The following is a 17,836-nucleotide window of genomic DNA, read 5'->3' as shown; positions in this document are numbered from 1 at the left end:
ACTGAGGGGCGCGCGCGGCGCACACTGCGCGCGGATGCCGTGTCCCGGCGCGCACGGAGGCGGCGCGGGGGTGACGGTGCGAAATGCCGTGGGAAGAAGCCCGGGGGCAGGCGCCCGGTGGGGGCGGGCCCGGAGGGCGGAAGCGGCGGAACCCTGTCCCGGGGTCACGCCGTGAAGTCGTACTGAACCGACTGGCACGAGGCGGCTGCGTCACCAGGCCGGCCCCGTACGTATGGAAGGACATTAACCCGGCGGTAACTGCTGCGCCAGAGCGCGGAGATGTGACCTGTACCGCCCAAATGTACCGATCATCGATCATCGATCAACCGGCGCTCGACCAGGTCTTCCGGAACCCGGCGTGGCGGCCGCCGCACGCCCCTAGGGTGGCCGGGTGAACGACGTACTGGAGCGCCTGCGCGCGGAAGCCGGACAGTCACCGGAGTACGAGGTCCTGCTCACGGCCGGCCCCGACGCCTTGGCCGCCTCCCTGACCTCGGCCGGACTGCCCCTGTGGGCCCGCGAGCTGGCCGCGTACCGCCTCGGTCTCGCCGGCGACCGCCGTGCCTTCGAGTCCCTGGTACTGCTGCTCAACCACCGCGACCCGCCCCGCTGCGCCGCCGCCGCCGAGGCGCTGGCCGTCCTCGACGACCCGCGCACCGCCCGCGCGGCCGCCGCCCTCGCCACCAACACGCTGCGCACGGCCTACGCCCTGCAGCCCGTCCGGCTGCTCACGGCCCTGCGCGCCCCGGAATCGGCCCCCGCGCTGATGGCGACCCTCTCCCGGCTGCTGTCCCCGCACGACCCCTACTGGCGGGTGGCCCTCGCCTGCGTCGAGGGCCTCGGCGCCCTCGCCGACCCCCGCGCCCGCGAACTCCTCACCCGCGCCCAGTCCCACCCCCGCCTCGCGGTGGCGGCGACGGGGGCGCTGCGCGCGCTCGGCTGACAAGATCCAGCCCATGAGCGAATCGAACGCATCCCACCTCACCCGTATACCGGCGCCGGAGGGCGTCAGCCCGGGAACCGGCTACAGCCACGTCGTCTGGGGCACCGGACGCTTCATCGCCGTCTCCGGGCAGTGCGCCTTCGACGAGAAGGGCGAGATCGTCGGAGAGGGCGACCCGGCCGCGCAGGCCCGCCAGGTCTTCGAGAACCTGCGCCGTTGCCTGGCCGCCGCCGGCGCCGGCTTCGAGGACGTGGTGAAGCTGACGTACTTCGTGACGGATGTCGCCCACCTCCCGGCGGTCCGGGAGGCGCGCGACGCCGTCATCCCCGCCGACCGGCTGCCGGCCTCGTCGGCCGTGCAGGTCGCCGCCCTGTTCCGGCCCGAACTGCTCCTGGAGATCGAGGCCTTCGCGGTCCTGCCGGACTGAACCAGTTCAACTGAACAGGTTCAAACGGTGTTCGGCGGGGGAGGAACTCGTCAGGGACGGGACGACGTCAGGGGGACGCCGATGATGTTCGGGTATTCGGACGAGTGGTGGGTGGTGTTCTTCATCCCGGTCGTGTTCTGGGTTCCGTTCGGTCCGTTCCTGATGGCCGGCATGGGCGTGTGGTGCGCCCGCAGGCCGGGCCTGTGGCCGCGGCTGTGGTCGTGGCTGCTGCCCGTCCTGCCGGTCGGGGTCCTGGGGGTGTCGATGGTGCTGCCCCTGGACAGCTGGGAGTGGGAGGCCATCACCCTGCTGCCCTGGCTCCTCGGCTACGGCATCACCCGGCTGGTGCGCTTTCTGCGAGCCGACCGGGGCAACACGTCCGGCGCCTCCTAGAGCCGTGTCCGCCGCCTCGGACCACTCCCCGCCGGCTCGGCCGGGGCCGGGTGTGTGTCGGGGCGTCCCCGCAGGGCGTCGAACGCAACCGCGCTCGGCCCTCCGACCCCTCGACACGTTCGACGCCCGAGGAGACGCCCCGGCGCGCGCCCGGACCCGGCCGGGCCGGCAACCCCCGACCCCGGCCCGGTCCGAAAGGCGCGGCCTAGCCCCGGAAGCCCAGCAGGCCGTGCAGGGCCGCGCCGCCCGCCGAAGGGGAGACGGCGCGGGTCGCCGCGGCCGGGGTCGGGGCCGGCTGGGCCGGGCAGGTGGCGTCCGAGGCCGCGCCCGTCTTCAGGTACGCCGCCACCTTCTCGTCCAGGCACTTGTTGCCGGCCAGCGAGATGCCGTGGTTGCCGCCGCCCTCCTCGACCACCAGGGCCGCGCCCTTCAGCTTGTCCCGCATGCTGAGCACCCCGCCGAAGGGAGTCGCCGCGTCCTCCGTCGCCTGGAGCAGGAGGGCGGGCGGGAGCGCCGCGTTGGTCACGTCCGGCGCCTGGAGCGGCGCCGTCGGCCAGAAGGCGCAGGGGGCGTTGTACCAGGCGTTGTTCCAGGTCATGAACGGCGCCTTGGCGTGCGTGCGCCACATGTCCGCGCGCCACACGTTCCAGTCCCGCGGCCACGCCGAGTCCCGGCACTGCACCGCCGTGTACACGCTGTACGCGTTGCCCGCGGAGGGCTCCACCGCGCCGAACCGCTCGTACGCCGCCACCAGCGGCTTCGCGTCCTTGTCCACCGCGTACGCGGCGAAGGCCGCCGCGAGGTTCGGCCAGTAGCCGTTGTAGTAGCCGCCCGGCATGAAGGTGTCCTCCAGCTCGGACGGGCCGACCTTGCCGCCCGCCGGGGTCTTGCGCACCGCGTCGCGCATCTCGTACCAGCGCTCCTCGACCCGCGTCGGGTCGGTGCCGAGCCGGTAGGTGGCGTCGTGCTGGGCCACCCAGGCCAGGAAGGCCTTGTGGCGGGCGTCGAAGGCCTGGTCCTGGGCGAGGTTGTCCTGGTACCAGACCCCGCTCGGGTCGACCACGGAGTCCATGACCAGCCGGTGCACGCGGGTGGGGTGCAGTTTGGCGTACACGGCGCCCAGGTAGGTGCCGTACGAGTAGCCGAAGTAACTGATCCGCTCCGCGCCGAGCGCACCGCGCAGCACCTCGATGTCGCGCGCGGCCGAAACGGTGCCGATGTGCGGGAGCACGTCCGCGTGCTTGTCCCGGCAGGACACGGTGAAGGAGCGGACCCGCTCCAGGTTGGCCCGCTCGGTGGCCGCGTCACGCGGTACGGAGTCGGGGCGCACCGGGGCGAAGTGGCCGGCCCCGCAGTCGAGCGCGGGCTCGCTCTTGCCGACGCCACGCGGGTCGAAGCCGATCACGTCGTACTGGGCGGCCACGTCCTTGGGCAGGGCTGCGGCAACGAAGCCGGCCAGGCCGCGACCGCTGCCGCCCGGGCCGCCGGGGTTGACCAGCAGCGGGCCCTGGGAGGTGGCGGCGGTGTGCGGGACCCGGGTCAGGGCGAGGGAGATCTGCCGCCCCCCGGGCCGGTCGTGGTCGAGCGGGACCTTGAGGGAGGCGCACTGCAGCGTCGGGTAGCGCGAGGTCGCGCAGCCGGTCCAGCGCAGGGCGGCGGCCTGCGCCACGCGCTCGGACGACGGCGCGGCGGGCGCGGCCGTGACCGGGCTCGCCAGGGCGGCGGCGACGACCGCGGTGGAGATCGACATCAGCACTGCGGCGCGCTTCTTCAGGGGGTGCAGCATGGGGCCTCCCAGCCAGGGGTTCTGGGCGGAATCGTCCCGGAAACCGCGGCTGGAAAGCGGGATTGGCCTGCTGATTGGCCCGATGTGATGAGCCTTCGGGGGCCGTCCGAGTTCAGAGGAGCGTCAGCTGGGTCGCCCCGGCGGGTGAGGGCCCGGCGGGCCGTTCCGGTACGAGGACCGCGCGCGCGGCGCCGCGCCGGGCTGGCCCGATGCCGAATTCGGCGGCGAGTTCGTGGACTTGACGGGTGATCTGCCGCTGGTACCAGGTGGGCGCGTACGACCCGCCCGCGTACATCCGCTCGTACCGGGCGACGAGGTGCGGGTGGTGCGCGCCCAGCCAGGACGTGAACCACTCGCGCGCCCCGGGCCGCAGATGGAGTACGAGGGGTGTCACGGAGGTCGCGCCGGACTCGGCGACGGCCCTGACGGTCTCCCGCAGCTGCTCCGGAGCGTCCCCGAGGAAGGGGATCACCGGGGCCATCAGCACGCCGCACTCGATCCCGGCGTCGGTGAGGGCCCGGACGGCCGCGAGCCGGCTCGCGGGGAGGGGGTGCCGGGCTCGACGGTCCGCCAGAGCGCGGTGTCGGTGAAGCCGACGGAGACCGAGATCCCGACCTCGGTGACCTCGGCGGCCTCCCGGAGGAGGGGGAGGTCGCGCAGGATCAGCGTGCCCTTGGTGAGGATCGAGAAGGGGTTGGCGTGGTCGCGCAGCGCCTCGATGATCCCGGGCATCAGCCGGTAGCGGCCCTCGGCGCGCTGGTAACAGTCCACGTTGGTGCCCATGGCGATGTGCGCGACGGGCCGGCGCCGCGAGCCGAGCTCGCGGCGCAGCAGTTCGGGGGCGTTGGTCTTGACGACGATCTGCGAGTCGAAGCCGAGGCCGGTGTCGAGGTCCAGGTAGCCGTGCGTCTTGCGGGCGAAGCAGTACACGCAGGCGTGCGAGCAGCCCCTGTAGGGGTTGACGGTCCATTCGAACGGCATTCGGGAGGCGCCGGGCACCCGGTTGACGATCGAACGGGCCCGGACCTCGTGGAAGGTGATTCCCCGGAACTCGGGGGTGTCGAAGGTGCGCGTGACGACGGCGTCGGCCCCGAACAGTGCGGCGGGTCCGGTCGTCGGGCCGTCGGTCAGGTTGTTCCAGCGCATGGGCGCCTCCCTCGGTACTGGATCGAGCCGAGAATAGAACAAACGTTCCCATGATCGTGCGGATCGGGTGCCTCGGCAGCGAGAGGCGCCCGGAGGAACTCCCCGGAGGCACCCTGCTCGTCCGCGTCCGCCGTCACGTCCGACCCGGATTTGGGCTCCCGCCCCGGAGATGGTTGGCTTCGCCGTGACGAGCGGTCACAACTCTGGAGGAACAGCTATGGCGCAGGTCGAGGCCACCACGGAGCGGATCATCGCGGCCGACGCGGAGACCGTGTTCGACGCGCTGGCGGACTACACCGGGACCCGGAGCAAGCTGCTGCCCGAGCACTTCAGCGAGTACGAGGTGCACGAGGGCGGCGACGGCGAGGGCACCCTGGTGCACTGGAAGCTCCAGGCCACCAGCAAGCGCGTACGGGACTGCCTGCTGGAGGTCACCGAGCCCACCGACGGTCAGCTGGTGGAGAAGGACCGCAACTCCTCCATGGTCACCACCTGGCTGGTCACCCCGGCCGGTGAGGGCAAGTCCAAGGCCGTCGTCTCCACCGTGTGGAACGGCGCCGGCGGGATCGGCGGCTTCTTCGAGCGCACCTTCGCGCCCAAGGGCCTCGGCCGCATCTACGACACCCTGCTGGCCAACCTGGCCGCCGAAGTCGAGGCCTGAGCACGGCCGTTGCCCGGCCCGGTCGGTGAGGTTCCGGCCCGGCCGGGGCGCCCGCGCGGGCGGCGCGGCGGCTCACCGGATCGGGTGGATTTCGCGGCCCGGATCCAGCCGCGCCCCAGCACCGGCCGAGGGCCGCCGGAACCCGGGCGTGGCCCCGGGCTCCCAGGGGCCCCGAGGGCTAGGGTGGGGCCCTGCGCGACACCGACCGCCCGGGGGCCCGATGAAGATCCTCATCTCCGCCGACATGGAAGGCGCCACCGGCGTCACCTGGCCCGCCGACGTGCTGCCCGGTACACCGCAGTGGGAGCGCTGCCGGGTTCTTTTCACCTCCGACGTGAACGCCGCCGTCCTCGGCTTCTACGACGGTGGCGCCGAACAGGTCGTCATCAACGAGGCGCACTGGACCATGCGCAACCTGCTCCTGGAGCGGCTCGACGCCCGCGCCGAGATGCTCACCGGCCGCCACAAGTCCCTCTCCATGGTCGAGGGCGTCCAGCACGGCGACATCGACGGCATCGCCTTCGTCGGCTACCACACGGGCGCCGGCTCCGAGGGCGTGCTCGCCCACACCTACCTCGCCAACTCCATCACCGGGGTCTGGCTCAACGGGATCCGTGCGAGCGAGGGGCTGCTCAACGCGCACGTGGTCGCCGAGTACGGAGTCCCCGTCATCCTCGTCACCGGGGACGACCTGACCTGCGCGGACGCCGCCGGCTATGCCCCGGACGCGGTGACCGTCGCCGTCAAGGACCACGTCTCGCGCTACGCCGCCGTCTGCCGGACCCCCGCCCGCACGGCCGCCGACATCCGGGCCGCCGCCAAGGAGGCCACCGCCCTGGCCGGCCGCCGCGATCCCGCGCCGGGCGGGCCGTACACGGTGGAGCTGGAGTTCGACGCCGAGCACCTGGCCATGGCCGCCACGGTGGTACCGGGCGCGGAGCGGTCCGGGGAGCGCAGGGTCGCGTACACCAGCGAGACGATGTACGAGGGGATCCGCACCTTCAAGGCGGTCACGACGGTCGTCTCGGCGGCGGTGGAGGAGCAGTATGGCTGACATGCGCACAATCAACAGTGGGGACGTGACCGCCGACCTCGGCAGCGCCGTCGACGACACCGCCCTCTCCGAGGCCGTCGAGTTCACTTCCGGCCTCATCCGCATCGACACCACCAACCGGGGCGGCGGTGACTGCCGCGAGCGCCCCGCCGCCGAGTACGTCGCCGAGCGGCTCGCCGCCGCCGGCCTGCAGCCGGTGCTGCTGGAGCGGACCCCGGGCCGCACCAACGTCGTCGCCCGGATCGAGGGCACCGACCCCTCCGCCGAGGCCCTCCTCGTCCACGGACACCTCGACGTGGTCCCCGCCGAGGCCGCCGACTGGAGCGTGGACCCCTTCTCCGGCGAGGTCCGCGACGGAGTGGTGTGGGGGCGCGGCGCCGTCGACATGAAGAACACGGACGCGATGGTGCTGGCCGTCGTACGGGCCTGGGCGCGCGCCGGAGTGAAACCGCGCCGGGACATCGTGATCGCCTACACCGCCGACGAGGAGGACAGCGCCGTCGACGGCGCTGGATTCCTCGCCGACGAGCACGCCCACCTCTTCGAGGGCTGCACGGAGGGCATCAGCGAATCCGGCGCCTTCACCGTGCACCCCCGCCCCGGCCAGGCCATCTACCCGATCGCCGCCGGTGAACGGGGCACGGCCTGGCTGAAGTTGACCGCGCACGGCACCGCCGGCCACGGATCCAAGCCCAACCGGGCCAACGCCGTCAGCCGGCTCGCCGCCGCCGTGGCGCGGATCGGCGCGTACGAGTGGCCGGTCCGGCTCACCGACACCGTCGCCGCCTGCATCACCGAACTCGCCGCCCTCCAGGGCCTGTCGGTGAACCCGCGCGGGCCCGGCTTCGACCTCGACGAGGTCCTCGGCAAGCTCGGCCCGGCTGCCGCCCTCGTCGACGCGACGGTCCGCAACAGCGCCAACCCGACCATGCTCAGCGCCGGTTACAAGCTGAACGTGATCCCCGGCGAGGCCACCGCCTACGTGGACGGCCGGATGGTGCCCGGCGGCGAGGCCGATTTCATCGCCACCCTGAACGAGCTCACCGGACCCGACGTGCGGTGGGAGTTCCACCACCGGGAGGCGGCCCTCCAGGCTCCCGTGGACGGACGGACCTACGCGATCCTGCGCGAGTCCGTCGAGCGCTTCGACCCGGACGGGCACGTGGTGCCCTTCTGCATGGCGGGCGGCACCGACGCCAAGCAGTTCTCCCGCCTCGGCATCACCGGCTACGGCTTCTCCCCCCTGAAACTGCCGCCCGGCTTCGACTACTGGGCCCTCTTCCACGGCGTGGACGAGCGGGTCCCCGTCGACGCCCTGCACTTCGGCGTCCGCGTCCTCGACCACGCGCTGCGGACCCTGTGAGCAGGGCCCGGTGATGGCGGTGCCGACCCGGCCCTACGGGAGCTGGCCCTCACCCATCGACGCCGCACTCGCCGCCTCCCTCGACGGGCGGCCCGAGTACCTCGGCGCGGTCGGTCCCGAGGTGTGGTGGACCGAGCCCCGGCCCCGGGAGGCCGGCCGCCGGACCCTCGTGCGCCGCCGCATCGCCGACGAGGGCCCCGAGATCACGGAGCTGCCCGCCCCGTGGAACGTGCGCAGCAGGGTCACCGAGTACGGCGGCCTGCCCTGGGCAGGGGCCGAACGGGAGTCGGGCGGCCCCCTGTTGGTCTTCGCCCACTTCGCCGACCAGCGGCTCTACGCGTACGAACCCGACGCGCCCGGTGGCCCCGGACCGCGCCCCCTCACCCCCGTGTCCACCGTGGGCGGCGGACTGCGCTGGGCCGACCCCGTGCTGCGCGGAGGTGAGGTCTGGTGCGTGCTGGAGGAGTTCACCGGGCCCGCCCCCACCGATGTGCGCCGCGTCCTGGCCGCCGTACCGCTCGACGGATCGGCCGCCGAAGACAGGTCCGCAGTGCGGGAGTTGACGGACGACCGGCACCGGTTCAGCACCGGGCCCCGGATCTCCCCGGACGGCCTCCAGGCGGCCTGGCTGGCCTGGGACCACCCCCGGATGCCCTGGGACGGCACCGAGCTGAAGCTGGCCGGGATCGAGGGGGACGCCCTCGTACGGGTCCGGACCGTGCTTGGCGGCCCCGAGGAGGCCGTCGCGCAGGTCGAGTGGACGGTCGGTGGAACCCTCCTCGCGGTGAGCGACCGCGGCGGCTGGTGGAACCCGTACCGCGTGGACCCCGAGAGCGGCGGGGCGGTCAACCTGTGCCCCCGCGAAGAGGAGTTCGGCGGCCCACTGTGGAAGCCCGGGCTGCGCTGGACCGCCGCACTGCCCGACGGGCTCGTCGCCGTGCTGCACGGCCAGGGCTCCTCCGTGCTCGGCGTCCTGGACCCGGACAGCGGGGACCTCGTGGACGCGGCCGGACCGTGGACGGCCTGGCAGCCCACCCTCGCCGTGAGCGGCACCCGGGTCTACGGGGTCGCCGCCAGCCCGCGCAGCGCGTACGAGGTCGTGGAGCTGGACACCGCCACCGGGCACGCCCGGGTGGTGGGGGCCCGGGCGACGGACCCGGTGGACCCGGCCTACTACCCGGAGCCGCAGAGCCGCACCTTCCTCGGCCCCGACAACCGGGAGATCCACGCGCACGTCTACCCGCCGCACCACCCGGCCGTACGGGCCGCCGCCGACGAACTGCCCCCGTACGTCGTGTGGGCGCACGGCGGACCCACCGACCACGTACCGCCCGTACTGGACCTGCACATCGCCTACTTCACCTCGCGCGGCATCGGCGTCGTCGAGGTGAACTACGGCGGCTCCACCGGCTACGGCCGCGCCTACCGCGAGCGGCTGCGCGAGCAGTGGGGCGTGGTCGACGTGGAGGACTGCGCGGCCGTGGCCAGGGCGCTGGCCGCCGAGGGCACCGCCGACCCGGAGCGGCTCGCCATCCGCGGCGCCAGCGCGGGCGGCTGGACGGCGGCCGCCTCGCTGGCCGCCACCGACCTCTACGCCTGCGCCGCGATCATCTACCCCGTACTGGACCTGATCGGCTTCGCCGAGGAGACCCACGACCTGGAGTCCCGCTACATCGACGGCCTGGCCGGGCCGCCCCAGACCCTCGCCGTGCTGTGCCGGGACCGCTCGCCGGTGGCCCGCGCGGACCGGATCACCGCCCCGTTCGTCCTGCTCCAGGGGCTCGACGACCCGGTCTGCCCGCCCGCCCAGGCCGAGCGGCTGCTCACCGCGATGCGCGGCCGGTCGGTACCGCACGCCTACGTGGCCTTCGCGGGCGAGGGCCACGGCTTCCGGCGGGCCGAGACGATGGTCCGGGCGCTGGAGGCGGAGCTGTCGCTGTACGCGCAGGTGTTCGGAATCGACCGCGCGGACATTCCCCGTCTGGCCCTGCACGACTGAGCCCCGGGCCCGCCCCGGCCGGATCATGGGGCCATGACCTCGCGCACCTCCAAGGGCGGCTCCAAGAGCCGGGGCGGCTCACCCCCGGCCGCACCGGCATCATGGTGCTCGCGGCGCTCACCCTGGTGTTCATCTTCGAGAACACCGCGTCGACCAAGATCAGGCTGCTGATCCCGCAGGTGACGAGGGGCCTGTACGCCGCGCTGCTGATCGCCGCGGTGCTGGGCGGGCTGTGCGGGGTCTACTTCTCGCGGCGGCGCAAGTAGCGGGTCTTGTCGCTGGTGCGCAGCCAGACCCGCAGCGGGCCGATCGCGGTGAAGCCGTGCCGCAGGGCGGCGTCCAGGTCGTCGCCGGACTCGTAGCCGACCACGTCGAGCTCCGGCCAGCGGGCGGCGGCCGCGGTGAGGGCGCCGGTCCAGGCGGCGTCGGTGTCGGCCTCGTCGTGGGCGAACAGGTTGGACACGCCGACGACGCCCCCGGCCCGGTTGAGGACCGCTCCGGCGACGATCCGGCCGTCCCGGCGGGCCGCCAGGAAGACGATGTCCATGCCCTCGCCGAGCAGTTCCGGACGGAAGAGTCCGGTGCTCTCCTCGCCGTCCCAAGCGGCCTCCCAAACCTCCAGCTCGCCGTCGTCGGCGACCGCGCTCCACTCCAGCCCGGAGGCTCCGTCGGCCGGGGCCCCGGCCGGGCGGTGGATCCACTGCGCGTCGAAGAGGACCTCGAAGCCGTCCCCCTCCAGGTCGAGATTGGCGAAGCTGTCCTTCACCGAGCAGCCCGGGCTGTCCGTGTCCATCCACTGCAGCAGGCTCGGGGCTTCGGTCTCCGGGCTCAGGGTCACTGCGTCGGGGTACAGCGGAGGGGTCCGGCTGGTGCTGAGCCAGTAGTACTCGCCGTCGAAGTCGGCGGGCAGGCCGTGCGCCCTGCAGACCGCATCGCAGAATCCGGCGTTGTTCAGGGCCGCCGAGCGGAGCGTCGTATCGAGATCATCCGTGGTCACGCCGGTGATGGTGCCATACAAGTAGCCTGGGCCCGTGATCTTTTCCCCCTACCTCCGCGAAGGCGCCCACGTGGGCCTTCGGCCCTTCCGGCTCGCCGACGGGCCCGAGTTCACCGCGCGGGCGCACGAGAGCCGGGAGCTCCACCACCCGTGGCTGTTCCCGCCCGCCACCATCGAGGAGTACGAGCCCTACGCGGCCCGGCTGATCGAGGGCGAGGGCCGCGCCGGGTTCCTCGTGTGCGAGCGGGAGACCGGGGCCGTAGCGGGCTTCGTCAACGTCAACAACATCGTCCGCGGGGCCTTCCGGTGCGGGGCCCTCGGCTACGGCGCCTTCGCCCACGCCGCCGGGCGCGGGCTCATGCGGGAGGCCCTCGGGCTGGTCCTCGCGCACGCCTTCGCCCCGGAGTCCGAGCAGGGGCTCGGGCTGCACCGGCTGGAGGCCAACGTCCAGCCGGGCAACACCGCCTCGATCGCCCTCGTCCGCGGCGCGGGCTTCCGACTGGAGGGACTCTCCCCGGACTTCCTGTACGTGAACGGCGCCTGGCGCGACCACGAGCGCTGGGCCGTCACGGCCGAAATGCGGAGCCCCGAGGGGGCGCATCGCACAGGATGAGGGCATGCGAACCCTCGTGCTCCTCGATGCCCCGTCCAACCTCGGCCTGCGCCCGCCCGCGCCCGGTACCGTGCCCGGCGTCTACAAGCTCGCCGGAGCCCTGCGCGAACAGGGCCTCCTCGCCCGGCTCGGCGCGCGCGAGGGCGGGGTGGTGGTCCCGCCGCGCTACGACCGCGGCGACTGGGCGGAGGGCGACGGCGTGTTCCACGCCGAGGCCCTGGCCGCGTACACCCTCACCCTCGCCGACCGCATCGAACGGCACCTGAGCGAGGGGGAGTTCCCCGTCGTACTCGGCGGAGACTGCTCGATCCAGCTGGGCGCCGCCCTCGCGATGCGCAGGCTCGGGCGGTACGGACTGGCGGCGATCGACGGCTCCGCCGACTTCCGCCACCCGGGCAACGAGGCCGTGAACGGGCCCGTGGGCGCGGCCGCCGGCGAGGAGCTCGCCCTCTCCACCGGGCGCGGCCAGGCCGATCTCGCCGACCTGGAAGGGCGGTCCCCGTACCTGCGGGACGAGGACGTACGGCTCTTCGGGCTGCGGGACGGGGACCCGGACCTCACCGAGCTGCGGGCGGCCGGGATTCACGCGGTCACCGTCGGGGCGATCCGCGAGCGGGGCGCCGGGCCGGTGGCGCGGATGGCCCTGGAGGGACTGCACCCGCCGGTCACCGACGGCTTCTGGGTGCATCTGGACGCCGACGTACTGGACCCGGGCGTCATGCCGGCCGTGGACAGCCCCGATCCCGGCGGCCTGATTCCGGACGAACTCTCCGAGCTGCTCGGGGTGTTGGTGCGCTCGCCGCGCTGCGTGGGGATGAACGTCACCGTCTACGACCCGGATCTGGATCCGGACGGGCGTGCGGGCGCGCTGCTGGCCGATCTGGTGGCGGGCGCCTTCGCGTAGGCCACCTGCGGGGAGCCTTTGCGTAATCCTGACCGGTGGTGATGCGCGGAACCACTGTGCATCGGCCTCCGTGGCGTGTTCCATTTCCCTCATGGCCACCACCGTCCGACGCGCCGTACTGACCCTTCCCGCAGCCCCGTTGGGACCCGACAACCCGCTGCCCGCCCTGCGCACCGCCGACGAGGTGCACGTTTTCGAGAAGGCGGGTCTCGACGGGCGCTCGCGGGAGGGGATGCCGCGCGACATGGCGCGGCAGCTCGGGTACGAGCCGCTGCGCTCGCTGCTGCCCGTCCGGATCCGGGACGGGTACCAACGGGAGCGGCAGGAGGCGGAGTTCGAGTCGGTCGTCATCGAGAACGAACACCTGCGGGTCACCGTGCTCCCGGGGCTCGGCGGGCGGATCCACTCGCTCGTGCACCTGCCGACCGGCCGGGAACTCCTGTACCACAACCCGGTGTTCCAGCCCGCGAACTTCGCCCTGAACGGAGCCTGGTTCTCCGGTGGCATCGAGTGGAACATCGGCGCCACCGGCCACACCACCCTCTCCTGCGAGCCGCTGCACGCCGCGCTCGTACCCGCCCCCGACGGGGGAGTGATGGTCAGGCTGTGGGAGTGGGAACGGCTGCGCGACCTGCCGTTCCAGGTGGACCTGTGGCTGCCCGAGAACTCGGAGTACCTGTACGTGGGCGTCCGCGTGCGCAATCCGCACGAGCGGCCGGCGCCCGTCTACTGGTGGTCCAACATCGCCGTCCCCGAGGACCCTGGCACCCGGGTCCTCGCCCCCGCCGACGAGGCCTGGCACTTCGGATACGAGCGCTCGCTGCGGCGGATCCCCGTACCGGAGTGGGAGGGCGCGGACCGCACGTACCCGCTGCGCAGCGAGTACCCGGCCGACTTCTTCTACGAGGTCGAGGACGGGGCCCGGCCCTGGATCGCCTCACTGGACGCCGAGGGGTACGGGCTGGCGCAGACCTCCACCGGGCGGCTGCGCGGCCGCAAGCTCTTCGTGTGGGGCGCGGGCCGGGGCGGGCGGCGCTGGCAGGAGTGGCTGACCGAGCCCGGCACGGGCGGGTACGCGGAGATCCAGGCGGGGCTGGCCCGGACCCAGCTGGAGCACGTACGGCTGGAGGGCGGGGCGGAGTTCAGCTGGCTGGAGGCGTACGGGCCGCTGGCGGCGGAGCCGGGGGCCGTGCACGGGGCGGACTGGGCGACGGCGCGGGGCGCGGCCGAGCGGGCGCTGGCCCGGGCGCTGCCGGTCGAGCGCGTGGACGCGGCGTACAAGGCGTGGCGCGAGTGCGCGGACTCGGAACCGGGGGAGCGGCTGGCGGCCGGCTCCGGCTGGGGCGCGCTGGAAGTGATGTGCGGGGGCTTCCGACTGCCCGGCACCCCCTTCGAGGAAGCCGGGCTGGGCGAGGCGCAGGCTCCGTGGGCGGAGCTGTGGCGCACAGGGGTGTTCCCCGCGCCGCGGCGGGTGGCGCCGCCGGGGCCGAGCCTGGTCGGCACGCACTGGCGGGACATGCTGGAGACCGCGCCGGCGGATCCGCTGACGGAGTACCACCTGGGCGTGGCGCAGTGGCACGCGGGGGACGTGGCGCAGGCGGTACGCAGTTGGGAGCGCGGGCTGGCGCTGGCGCCGTCGAGGTGGCCGCTGCTGCGCTGCCTCGCGGCGTCGGACGCGCTGGCCGGCGCGGCGGAACGGGCCGCCGACGGGTACGCGGCGGCCTTCGAGGATCTGCTCGCGGAGAGCCGGGGCGGCGAGGCGTGGACGGCCGCGGAGTCCGCGCTGGGGCGCGAGGCGATGGCGGCGCTGCTCGCGGTGGGCCGCCTGGCGGGGGCCCGTGCCGTCTGGGACCGGCTGCGGCCGGCCCTGCGGGAACAGGGGCGCTTCCGGCTGCTCGCGGCGCGGCTGCTTGCGGCGGAGGGGCATGTGGGCGCGGCCCGGCGCGTCTTCGACGAGGGCTTCACGGTGGCGGACCTGCGGGAGGGTGAGGAGACCCTGGCGGAGGTCTGGTCGATGCTCACGAACTGCCCGCTGCCGGCCGCGTACGACTTCCGCATGCGGCCGCCGCGGTAGGGGGCCGGGGGCTGGCCTGCGGCCCCGCTACTGGGGCTCCGCCCCAGACCCCGCGCCTCAAACGCCGGCGAGGCTGGATTTTGGCTGATGCCGGCTGCTCGACGCGGCTCAAGGCCGGAGGGGCTGTGTGGATTGCCCGCAGGGCAATTTCAGCCCCTCCGGCGTTTGAGGAGTGGGGGTCCCCCCGGACGAAGTCTGGGGGAGGGTCTGGGGCGGAGCCCCAGCAGTGGGGCCGCGGTGACTTTGAGGGGCGCAGCCCGCAGGGTCAGGCTCGACAGAGGATCTCGCCGTTCAGGACCGAGAACCACGCATCCGCGTCCGCACCCCAGCCGCGCCACGCGGCGGCGATGGACGACAGGGCCTCGGGCGTGGCGTGCCCGCCCTCGGTGGCGAGCGTCGCGTACGACGAGGCCGTCGTCCGGTCCGCCCACAGGGACGACCACCACGCCGTCTCCTCCGGCGTGGCGAAGACCCACGTGGTCGCACTGGACGTCACGTCCGTGAAGCCCGCCGCCCGCGCCCACGCCCGCAGCCGGCGCCCCGCGTCCGGTTCGCCGCCGTTGGCGCGGGCCACCCGCTGGTACAGGCTCTGCCAGGTGTCCAGGCCCGGCGCCGCCGGGTACCAGGTCATCGCCGCGTAGTCCGCGTCCCGCGCCGCCACGATCCCGCCCGGCCTGCACACCCGCCGCATCTCGCGCAGCGCCCGCACCGGGTCGCCCACGTGCTGCAGCACCTGGTGGGCGTGGACCACGTCGAAGGTGTCGTCCGGGAAGCCGAGCGCGTGGACGTCCGCCGTACCGAATTCCACCCCCGTCACCCCGCGTTCCGCCGCGTACGCGCGGGCCTGCTCGACGACGTCCTCGGCCGCGTCGACCGCCGTGACGCGGCCGCCCGGCGCGACCAGCTCCGCCAGGTCGGCGGTGATCGTGCCCGGCCCGCAGCCCACGTCCAGTACGGACATGCCCGGCCGCAGCTCGCCGATCAGGTACGCGGCCGAGTTCTCGGCTGTGCGCCAGCGGTGTGAGCGCAGGACCGACTCGTGGTGGCCGTGCGTGTAGACGGCCGTCTCGTGCGTGGCGTTCATCGCGGGAGTCCTCCTCGTCGAAGCGTTGCTCCCACCGTAAAGGATCATGCCGTTATGTGAGATGGGTGTTTTGACATGTGGACAGGAGCCTTGCCGTGCAAGGGGGTCGGCCGTGCCGGTGGCAGGGGAATGCGGGGGCGAGGACAGTGGGCCGCGTACGGGAAAGTGCGGGAGATCCCCATGGTGGAAGGCGGTGAGGGCCATGCCCGAGACGCTGCTCGAACTGCACGCCCAGGCGCTTCGGCTCTTCGGTGAGCGGCTGCGCGCCGTCAAGGACGACCAGTGGGGCGCGTCCACCCCCTGCACCGAGTGGGACGTGCGGGCGCTGGTCAACCACGTCACCGGGGAGCAGCTCTGGATCCCGCCCATGGTCACCGACGGCCGCACCGTCGAGGAGCTCGGCGACGCCTTCTCCGGGGACGTGCTCGGCGAGGACCCCCACGCGGCTTGGGACGCCGCCTCCGCCGCCGCGCACGCGGCCTTCGCCGCGCCCGGGGCGCTGGACCGGACCGTGCGGCTCTCGTACGGGCCCGCGCTCGGAACGGCGTACTGCTCCGAACTGACCGCCGACTGCGTCGTGCACACCTGGGACCTCTGCCGGGGCATCGGCGCCGACGACCGGCTCCCGGACAACCTCGTCGAGTTCTCCATCAAGGAGGTCATGCCGTACGCCGACTCGCTCGCCGCCAGCGGCATGTACGCAGAGCCGCTGGAGGTTCCGGCGGGGGCGAACGCGCAGACCCGGCTGCTGGCGCTGCTGGGGAGGAAGGGCTGACTCCCATAACGGGCGGCTTCGTCCGAATAATCGTATAAAGGGCAGCGTCGGGTGAGGCGGGCGGTGTCGGCGCGGAAGGCGGGAAACGGTGGAGGGGATGCAGCGCACGGCGCCGGAAGGCCGTGGTCCGGTCAGGTACGGCCCACCCGCGCCCCAGCCGGGCCTCCCCGTGCTGCCCGAGCTCCTCGCCGTACTCGCCGCGGCCGCCGGGCGCTCCGCCCCCGAACCCCCCGGCGGCGGGGAACCCGTACGCGAGGCCGCCTGCCGGCACTGGGGGCGGCGCGGGCTCGCCACCGCCCCTTCGAGCGTGGCCGCCGGCCCCGGCGCCCCGGCCCTGCTGCTCGCCCTGCTCGGAGCCTTCGGCGGCGACGTGATGCTGCCCCGGCCCTGTCCCGCCTGGTGGACCCCGCAGGTCCGGCTGCTGGGACGGCGGGCCTACCACGTACCGACCCCGGCCGAGTGCGGCGGCGTACCCGACCCGTACGCGCTGCTGGAGACCGTACGGCGGGTGCGCGCGGAGGGCGGTGACCCGCGGGTGCTGCTGCTGTCGGTCGCCGACGACCCGACCGCCACCGTCCCGCCGCCCGAGATGCTGCGCGAGGCCTGCGAGGCCGCAGAGGAGGCCGGGCTGTTCGTCGTCAGCGACGAGAGCTGGCGCGACACCGTGCACCGGCCGCACGAGACCCTGGTGCTCAGCCCCGCCGAGATGCTCCCCGACCAGGCGGCCGTCCTCGTCGACCTGTCCGGAGCGCTGCTGCCCGCCGGCTGGCCGGCGGCCGTACTCCGCTTCCCCGACACCCCGCGCGGCACCTGGCTGCGCGCCCGCACCCTCGACGTGCTCACCGCCACCGGCGCCCTCGTCGCGGGCCCCGTCGCGGGGGCCGCCGCGCACGCCCTCGACGAACCCGACGCGGTCGCCGCACGCTCCTACGCGGCGGCCACCCTGCACGGAGCCGTCGCCGCCGCCGCGCACCGCGTGCTGCTGGAGGCCGGGGCGCTGGTCCGGCCCCCGGAGGCAGGCCGCCACCTCTACGCGGACCTCTCCCCGCTGCGGGCCGGCCTCGCCCGGCGCGGGGTCGGCGACGCCATGGAGCTGGAGGACTGGCTCGGCGCCCGGCTCGGCGCGCCCACGCCGGGCGGGCAGCGGTTCGCGGACGAACTGGGCGCGCTGCGCGTGCGGTTGTCGACGGGCCCGCTGCTCGGCGCCACCCCCGAGGAGCGGCTGGCCGCGCTCACCGCCCGCGATCCGCTCGCGCTGCCGCACGTACGGCGCTCCCTGGACCTCCTCGGATCGGCCCTGGCGGGACTGGCCTGACACCCCTTCGGCCCGGCCCGACCGCCCTGACCGACCGGCCCGACCGCCCTGACCGCCCCGCCCGACGCGACCCGGTGAACGGAGACTTCCCGATGAGGGACCGGACGGACGCCCCCGCCCCCGCCGCACCTTCCGCCCCGGCGCCGGCACACCCCACCACGGCCCAACGCCCCGCGCCGCCCACGCCCCTGACAGGGGCCCCGACCGGCCCTCCGGCCGTCCCGCAGGCAGGGGCCCCGGCAGGACCCCAGGCGGGAAGCCCGGCGGGAGTCTTGGCAGCCAACCCTCCGACCGCGCCTCGG

Annotated in this window: 16 protein-coding genes and 1 pseudogene; 13 read left to right on the top strand and 4 right to left on the bottom strand. The window is 74.2% G+C overall.

Translation table 11 applies throughout. The annotated features are described in order from the left end of the window. The first annotated feature begins 391 nt into the window (after positions 1-391). From OG625_RS07010 to OG625_RS07000, 3 genes are all read left to right on the top strand, one after another. Entirely contained in the window at positions 392-943 is a 552-nt protein-coding gene (locus OG625_RS07010; RefSeq protein WP_329377388.1) for an adenylosuccinate lyase, read from the top strand. A gap of 13 nt (positions 944-956) precedes the next feature. Continuing rightward, positions 957-1,370 (top strand): RidA family protein, encoded by a 414-nt coding sequence (locus OG625_RS07005; protein ID WP_329377386.1) that lies wholly within the window; start codon positions 957-959, stop codon positions 1,368-1,370. A gap of 81 nt (positions 1,371-1,451) precedes the next feature. Then, positions 1,452-1,763 carry a hypothetical protein gene (locus OG625_RS07000; protein ID WP_329377384.1) on the top strand — a complete coding sequence of 104 codons (312 nt, stop codon included), beginning with the start codon at positions 1,452-1,454 and terminating at the stop codon, positions 1,761-1,763. A 205-nt stretch (positions 1,764-1,968) separates the two neighbouring features. Here the strand turns inward: OG625_RS07000 and OG625_RS06995 are convergent, their stop codons facing one another. Next, a complete protein-coding gene (locus tag OG625_RS06995; protein ID WP_329377382.1) occupies positions 1,969-3,549 on the bottom strand; it encodes an alpha/beta hydrolase in 1,581 nt (526 codons plus the stop codon). A 112-nt stretch (positions 3,550-3,661) separates the two neighbouring features. Continuing rightward, a pseudogene (locus OG625_RS06990) lies at positions 3,662-4,695 on the bottom strand (Rv2578c family radical SAM protein). A 217-nt stretch (positions 4,696-4,912) separates the two neighbouring features. On the opposite strand from OG625_RS06990, the gene OG625_RS06985 reads away from it, so the two are divergent. The 5 genes from OG625_RS06985 to OG625_RS06965 all read left to right on the top strand — a co-directional run bounded on the left by OG625_RS06985 (position 4,913) and on the right by OG625_RS06965 (position 10,038). Then, complete coding sequence (locus tag OG625_RS06985) at positions 4,913-5,356, top strand: SRPBCC family protein (protein ID WP_329377380.1); 444 nt, start codon at positions 4,913-4,915, stop codon at positions 5,354-5,356. Positions 5,357-5,576: 220 nt separating this feature from the next. Next, positions 5,577-6,410, top strand: a complete 834-nt coding sequence (locus OG625_RS06980) for a M55 family metallopeptidase (protein WP_329377378.1) — start codon at positions 5,577-5,579, stop codon at positions 6,408-6,410. Position 6,411: 1 nt separating this feature from the next. Continuing rightward, positions 6,412-7,773, top strand: a complete 1,362-nt coding sequence (locus OG625_RS06975; protein WP_329377376.1) for a M20/M25/M40 family metallo-hydrolase — start codon at positions 6,412-6,414, stop codon at positions 7,771-7,773. Between the two features lie 13 nt (positions 7,774-7,786). Further along, positions 7,787-9,772, top strand: a complete 1,986-nt coding sequence (locus tag OG625_RS06970) for a prolyl oligopeptidase family serine peptidase (RefSeq protein WP_329377374.1) — start codon at positions 7,787-7,789, stop codon at positions 9,770-9,772. 101 nt (positions 9,773-9,873) lie between these two features. After that, on the top strand, positions 9,874-10,038 hold the full coding sequence (locus OG625_RS06965; protein ID WP_329377372.1) for a hypothetical protein: 165 nt from the start codon (positions 9,874-9,876) through the stop codon (positions 10,036-10,038). Here the strand turns inward: OG625_RS06965 and OG625_RS06960 are convergent. Next, positions 10,014-10,769, bottom strand: a complete 756-nt coding sequence (locus OG625_RS06960) for a hypothetical protein (protein ID WP_329377370.1) — start codon at positions 10,767-10,769, stop codon at positions 10,014-10,016. The genes OG625_RS06965 and OG625_RS06960 overlap by 25 nt on opposite strands. 34 nt (positions 10,770-10,803) lie before the next feature. Between OG625_RS06960 and OG625_RS06955 the strand changes: the two genes are divergently transcribed. The 3 genes from OG625_RS06955 (at position 10,804) to OG625_RS06945 (ending at position 14,360) form a co-directional block, all read left to right on the top strand. After that, positions 10,804-11,382, top strand: a complete 579-nt coding sequence (locus OG625_RS06955; RefSeq protein ID WP_329377368.1) for a GNAT family N-acetyltransferase — start codon at positions 10,804-10,806, stop codon at positions 11,380-11,382. 4 nt (positions 11,383-11,386) lie between these two features. Continuing rightward, a complete protein-coding gene (locus tag OG625_RS06950; RefSeq protein ID WP_329377366.1) occupies positions 11,387-12,286 on the top strand; it encodes an arginase family protein in 900 nt (299 codons plus the stop codon). Positions 12,287-12,377: 91 nt separating this feature from the next. After that, complete coding sequence (locus OG625_RS06945; RefSeq protein WP_329377364.1) at positions 12,378-14,360, top strand: DUF5107 domain-containing protein; 1,983 nt, start codon at positions 12,378-12,380, stop codon at positions 14,358-14,360. Between the two features lie 265 nt (positions 14,361-14,625). On the opposite strand, the gene OG625_RS06940 is transcribed toward OG625_RS06945, so the two are convergent. Beyond that, on the bottom strand, positions 14,626-15,444 hold the full coding sequence (locus OG625_RS06940; protein WP_329377363.1) for a class I SAM-dependent methyltransferase: 819 nt from the start codon (positions 15,442-15,444) through the stop codon (positions 14,626-14,628). A gap of 202 nt (positions 15,445-15,646) precedes the next feature. On the opposite strand from OG625_RS06940, the gene OG625_RS06935 reads away from it, so the two are divergent. Both OG625_RS06935 and OG625_RS06930 read left to right on the top strand, forming a co-directional pair. Continuing rightward, the gene (locus tag OG625_RS06935) at positions 15,647-16,219 is read left to right on the top strand and encodes a TIGR03086 family metal-binding protein (RefSeq protein ID WP_329377361.1); all 573 of its coding nucleotides are present in this window, start codon (positions 15,647-15,649) and stop codon (positions 16,217-16,219) included. A gap of 97 nt (positions 16,220-16,316) precedes the next feature. Further along, positions 16,317-17,534 (top strand): aminotransferase class I/II-fold pyridoxal phosphate-dependent enzyme, encoded by a 1,218-nt coding sequence (locus tag OG625_RS06930; protein ID WP_329377359.1) that lies wholly within the window; start codon positions 16,317-16,319, stop codon positions 17,532-17,534. Positions 17,535-17,836 lie beyond the last annotated feature (302 nt).

Origin of the sequence: Streptomyces sp. NBC_01351 (assembly GCF_036237315.1) — a bacterium.
Taxonomy (GTDB): domain Bacteria; phylum Actinomycetota; class Actinomycetes; order Streptomycetales; family Streptomycetaceae; genus Streptomyces.
The sequence above is the reverse complement of the archived record's forward strand: the minus strand, read 5'-3'. Positions and strand labels throughout refer to the sequence as shown.